8 protein-coding genes and 1 pseudogene are annotated in these 5,166 nt (G+C 72.1%); all 9 read left to right on the top strand.

What is annotated here, in order from left to right:
- Nucleotides 1–260 (top strand): annotated as a pseudogene (locus EEJ42_RS34250) (beta-ketoacyl synthase N-terminal-like domain-containing protein); the annotation flags it as partial.
- A 22-nt stretch (nt 261–282) separates the two neighbouring features.
- Nucleotides 283–1,248, top strand: coding sequence for an ACP S-malonyltransferase (locus EEJ42_RS34245; RefSeq protein ID WP_184503413.1), 966 nt, complete (start codon nt 283–285; stop codon nt 1,246–1,248).
- Nucleotides 1,249–1,271: 23 nt separating this feature from the next.
- On the top strand, nt 1,272–1,526 hold the full coding sequence (locus EEJ42_RS34240; RefSeq protein ID WP_063735262.1) for an acyl carrier protein: 255 nt from the start codon (nt 1,272–1,274) through the stop codon (nt 1,524–1,526).
- 1 nt (nt 1,527) lies between these two features.
- Complete coding sequence (locus tag EEJ42_RS34235; protein ID WP_123106002.1) at nt 1,528–1,938, top strand: 3-hydroxyacyl-ACP dehydratase FabZ family protein; 411 nt, start codon at nt 1,528–1,530, stop codon at nt 1,936–1,938.
- On the top strand, nt 1,935–2,423 hold the full coding sequence (locus EEJ42_RS34230) for a 3-hydroxyacyl-ACP dehydratase FabZ family protein (RefSeq protein ID WP_123106000.1): 489 nt from the start codon (nt 1,935–1,937) through the stop codon (nt 2,421–2,423). Before EEJ42_RS34235 ends, EEJ42_RS34230 begins: the two co-directional genes overlap by 4 nt.
- Before the next feature lie 4 nt (nt 2,424–2,427).
- Nucleotides 2,428–3,171 carry a 3-oxoacyl-ACP reductase FabG gene (gene fabG, locus EEJ42_RS34225; protein ID WP_123105998.1) on the top strand — a complete coding sequence of 248 codons (744 nt, stop codon included), beginning with the start codon at nt 2,428–2,430 and terminating at the stop codon, nt 3,169–3,171.
- 62 nt (nt 3,172–3,233) lie between these two features.
- Nucleotides 3,234–3,971, top strand: a complete 738-nt coding sequence (locus EEJ42_RS34220; RefSeq protein ID WP_123105996.1) for a 2-hydroxychromene-2-carboxylate isomerase — start codon at nt 3,234–3,236, stop codon at nt 3,969–3,971.
- A 125-nt stretch (nt 3,972–4,096) separates the two neighbouring features.
- Nucleotides 4,097–5,026 (top strand): alpha/beta hydrolase, encoded by a 930-nt coding sequence (locus tag EEJ42_RS34215; protein ID WP_123105994.1) that lies wholly within the window; start codon nt 4,097–4,099, stop codon nt 5,024–5,026.
- Nucleotides 5,027–5,077: 51 nt separating this feature from the next.
- A partial coding sequence (locus tag EEJ42_RS53995; RefSeq protein ID WP_281291573.1) for a biotin carboxylase N-terminal domain-containing protein occupies nt 5,078–5,166 on the top strand: 89 nt, incomplete at its 3' end.

Genomic DNA, 5,166 nt, shown 5'->3' with positions numbered 1-5,166 from the left:
CCCTCGCCGACTCCCAGGCGCCCGGCGCGGAGGGCGAGGCCGAGCGCGCCGCCCTCGCCGACGTCCTCGGCGGCCACCAGCCGCCGCGGGTGGCGACGGCCGACGCGATCGGCGACACCTGCGCCGCCTCCGCGGCCTTCCAGATCGCGGCCGTCCTCGCGCTCGCCGAGCGCGGCGAGATCGCCCCCGGCAGCCCCGCCCTGGTCACCACGGTCGACCGGGACGGCGTGGTCGGCGCCGCCCTGCTGCGGATCCGGTGAAGGAGCAGGGAGGGATGCGCGTATGACGGACAGTGAGACACCCACGGCCGAAGTGCGCACGGCGCTGGTCTTCCCCGGACAGGGCGCCCAGAAGGCGGGCATGGGCCGGGCGTGGCGGGACACCGCGTCCTGGCCGCTGGCGGCCGAGATCTCCGAGCACACCGGAGTCGACGTCGGGGAGCTGCTGCTGACGGCCGACGACGACACGCTGCGCCGCACCGATCTGGCCCAGCTCGCCGTCTTCGCGTACCAGGTGATCGTCCACCGCGAGGCGGCCGCCGCCGGGCCGGCGGGCGAGGTGGCCGCGTGCGCCGGACACAGCCTCGGCGAGTACACCGCCCTGTACGCGGCCGGGGCGCTGCCGCTCGCCGACGTGGCGCGGCTGGTCGCCGCCCGCGGCCGCGCCATGCGCCGCAGCGCCGAGCGCACGCCCGGCACGATGGCCGCCGTCGTCCGGCTCGACGCCGGAACCGTGGGCGAACTGACCGGCCGGGTGCGGGCGGAGGGACCGGAGGTGTGGGTCGCCAATATCAACGCGCCCGGCAACCTCGTCGTCTCCGGCACCGCCGAGGGCGTCGACCGGCTCGCCGCACTGGCCGCGGACAGCGGGGGCAAGGTGATCCGGCTCGCCGTCGGCGGCGCGTTCCACAGCCCGCTGATGGCCGCCGCCGCGGACGAGCTGCGCACGGCCCTGGCCGCCGTGGAGTTCGCGCCCGCGCACACCCCCGTCGTCGCCAACGTGGACGCGACGCCCCACCGCGGCGGCGAGCGGTGGCGGGACCGCGAACTCGCCCAGCTCACCAGCCCGGTGCGCTGGGAGGACAGCGTCCGGACCCTCGCGGGCGAGCTGGGCTGCACCCGGTTCGTGGAGCTGGGCCCGGGACGCCAGCTGACCGGAATGATCCGCCGGATCGCGGCGGACGCGGTGACCGTCCCGGTCGAATCGCCCGCCGCGCTCGCCGCCCCCACCGCCCCGCAAGCCCCCTAGCCCCGAGACCGGAAGGAACCCCCATGGCCGACGCCACCGCCGCGCTGGACCTCGACGAACTGCGCACCTTCGTCGCGGAAGTCCTCGACGTGGAAGAGGAGGAGGTGACCGACGAGGCCGACTTCGTCAAGGATCTCGGCGTCGACTCGCTCATGGCCCTGGAGGTCATGGTCGAGCTGGAGAAGAAGTACGCGGTGAAGCTGGAGGAGAAGGAGATGAAGAGCATCACCACCCTCCGGAAGGTGCACGACCTGCTCGCGTCGAAGCTGGAGAAGTGAGGTGACGGCGACCGCGTGCGGACCGGTCGACGGCACCGTGGAGGTGGTCGACCCCGGGGTGCCGGGGGAGCGGCCCGCCCGGTGCGTGGCCGTGGTCGGCGGCACGGAGAAGGTGTTCGCCGGTCACTTCCCCGGCTTCCCGATCTTCCCCGGGGTGTGCGTCGTCGAGTACGTCCAGCGCGGCGCCCTCGCCACGCTGCCCGAGCCGGGGAGTGTCCTGGCGGCGGTCGAGTCCGCCCGCTTCCTCGGCCCGGTCTTCCCCGGCTCCACCCTGAGCTGTGCGTTCACCTGGTTACGGGACGACGCCACGGGCGGCTGGCGCTGCCGGGCCGAGGCCACCACCGAGCGCGGGCTCGCCGCCCGGGTCCGGCTGCGCTTCACGGCCCCTGCCGAGCGGGAGGCCACCGGATGATCACCGTGGACCAGATCAAGCGGGTGCTGCCGCACCGCTACCCCATGCTGCTGGTCGACCGGGTCACCGAGCTGGTCCCGGGCGAGCGCGCCTCCGGGCTCAAGGCCGTCACCTGCAACGAACCCTGGTACGAGGCCGTACCCGACGACGCGCCCGAGGAGGCGTACCACTACCCCTGGACGGTGCTCCTCGAATCCTGGTGCCATGTGGCGGGGGTGCTGGTGGCCTGGGAGGAACCCAATCCGGATGTGCTGGAGGGCATGGCGATGCTGCTCGGCGGGGTCACCGACGCCGAGTACCACCGCCCGGTCCTCCCCGGCGACGTGGTGGAACACCACGTCCGGCTGGCCCGGCAGGTCGGGGAGACGTACATGTTCGAGGGCGAGAGCCTGGTCGGGGACGCGACCGTGCTCTCCGTCGGGCGGCTGGTGATGACGATGCGTCCGGCGGCCGAACTGAAGTCCCCGGCAGGAGAGGTGACGTAACACCATGTCCGACGTGCACACCAAGGTGGCCCTCGTCTCGGGCGGCTCGCGCGGCATCGGCCGAGCGACCGTGCTGCGGCTGGCCCGGGACGGCTTCGACGTGGCGTTCTGCCATCAGTCCAGCCCCGACGCGGCCCGCGCCCTGGAGGCGGAGGCGGCCGGGCTCGGCGGCGGCCGGGTGGTCGGGCGGCAGACGGACGTACGGGACGCGGACGCGGTGCGCGACCTCGTGGCGTTCACCGAGAACCGGCTCGGCCCCATCGACGTCGCGGTGGTGTCCGCGGGCATCGCGCGGGACAATCCGCTGCTGTTGATGAAGGACGAGGAGTGGCGGGGCGTCATGGAAGTCAACCTGGACGGCACGTACCACATATGCCGTTCGGTGGTATTCGGCATGATGAAACGCAAGTCCGGCTGCATCATCAACATCTCCTCGGTGGCGGGCGTGCACGGCCATGCGGCACAGTCGAATTACGCGGCCTCCAAGGCCGGGATCATCGGCTTCACCAAATCGCTCGCCAAGGAGGTCGGCCGGTACGGCATCCGGGCCAATGTGGTCGCGCCGGGCTTCGTGGAGACGGATATGACGGCGGCGCTGTCCGAGAGTGTCCGCAAGGAGGCGGAGCAGAGCATCCCGCTGCGCCGCTTCGGCCGCCCGGAGGAGGTCGCCGACATGGTCGCGTACCTGGTCGGGGCGGAGTATGTGACCGGAGCGGTGTTCCAGGTCGACGGTGGCATCGTGATTTGAGCCAGTGAGCGAGCGGGTGGCGGTCGGAGCGATCCGAACGGTCCCGGTGAAGGGGGACGGACATGACGGCCAGGCGCAGTAGGGTGCCGCGCTTCTATTTCAATTTCCGCAGCCCGTACAGTTGGATCGCCTACCGTGATCTGATGGACCGCTTTCCGGATGTCGCACAGGTGGTGGAATGGCACCCCTGGTGGGAGCCGGACGCGGACGGCGAGCGCCGCATGGCCGAGCACCGGTGGTCTTTTCCGTACACGGCGATGTCACGCGACAAACACCTCTATATCCTTCAGGACGTGCGCCGTCTGACGACCGACCGCGGTCTCACCGTCACCTGGCCGGTGGACCGGGACCCGGTCTGGGAAGTACCGCATCTGGCGTATTTTCACGCGCTGGACGCGGGCTGCGGTCCCGCGTACATCGAGCGGGTCTACCGGGCCCGCTGGCAGGAGGGCCGGGACATCTGCGACCGCGAGGTCGTCGCGGACATCGCCACCGGCCTGGGCCTTCCGGACGAGGCGGCGGACCGGCTGGCCCGCGCCGCCGACGACCCGGAACTGCGCGCCGGGCGCGGGCTCACGGCGCTGCTGGACCTCAGCCGGGACGGGGCGTTCGGCGTGCCGTTCTTCACCCTCGGCTACGACAAGTACTGGGGCGTGGACCGGCTCCCGGCGTTCGCCGCGGCGATCCGCTCCCGCGCCGCGCCGCCCCCCGCTCCCCCCACCACGCCCGGACCACCGGCCGACGCGGACTTCGTGGCCGCCCGGTCCGGCGACCAGGGCCACGCCGGGGGATGCGGGTGACCGCCCCTACCCCCGCGTAGCCGTCATCCTTACGTACCCGCCCCTCTGCCCCACCGCACGGCACCGACCGAGACGAGACCGCCCTGACCGCCGACGGACACTCCACCCCCTCCTGGAGGACGCCGATGACCGAGCCACCCCGGACGCCGGTGCGGCCACCCTCGCGGGGGTCCCGCGCCCTTGCGGTCGCGGCGCTGCCGATAGCCCCGCTGTACGGGGCGTCGCTGGCGTATCTCGCCTTCCATCCGCGCAACCGGACCCAGCGGGAGCACCCCCGGGACCACGGGCTGCCCTGCACCGACCTGGAGATCCCGTTCGCCCGCCGCAAGCGGGTGCACGCCTGGCTCTGCCCCGGCTCCACGGAGAAGGTCGTGGTGCTCGGCCACAGCATGGGCGCGGGCAAGGACCACAGCCTCGGCCACGCCAAGTTCCTGCACGATGCCGGGTACACGGTCTGTCTGTTCGACCACCGCAACCACGGGGCCAGCAGCGACGACCGGGCGCTGTTCGGGCTCGGCGACCGGTTCGCGGGCGATGTCACCAAGGTGGTGTCCTGGCTGCGCGACAAGCAGGGGTACGGCACGGCGCGCATCGCCGTCTACGGCTTCTCCTTCTCCTGCTTCTCGGCCATGTGGGCGCTGACCCACGACGGTTTCGAGTTCGACGCGCTGGTGTGCGACAGCGGTCCGGGGCACGACGTCCCGCCGCTGCTGCGCAAGTACCTGGAGGCGGAGGCGCTGCCGATGCCGCCCGTGCTGAGCGGAGAACCGTCCCGTTCCGTGGTGACCCGCACGTTGTGCGCCCTGGGGCCCGCCATGCTGCGCGCCCACTGGCCACCGCCCACGACCGGCAAGTTCGCCAAGATCCCACTGCTGTTCATGTCGGGCGAGCACGATGCGATCGTGCCGCCCTCCTCGGTGGACGCGCTGGCCGAGCGCTATGCCCAGGCCGAGACGCACGTCCTCCCGGGAGCCGAGCACCTGCTCGGGCTGCAAAGCGATCCTGAAGGCTACGCGAGCGTGGTACTGGATTTCCTCAAGCGGGCCCTGGGATAGCAACGTGACCGTCCTCGCCGGACGGCAACTTCTGAAGAGGGAAGAGAGAGCATGCAGAAGGTGCTCATCGCCAATCGTGGCGAGATCGCTGTCCGTGTTGCCCGTGCCTGCCGGGATGCCGGGATCGCGAGCGTTGCCGT

Source organism: Streptomyces botrytidirepellens (assembly GCF_003721215.1).
Lineage (GTDB): Bacteria > Actinomycetota > Actinomycetes > Streptomycetales > Streptomycetaceae > Streptomyces > Streptomyces himastatinicus.
The sequence above is the reverse complement of the archived record's forward strand: the minus strand, read 5'-3'. Positions and strand labels throughout refer to the sequence as shown.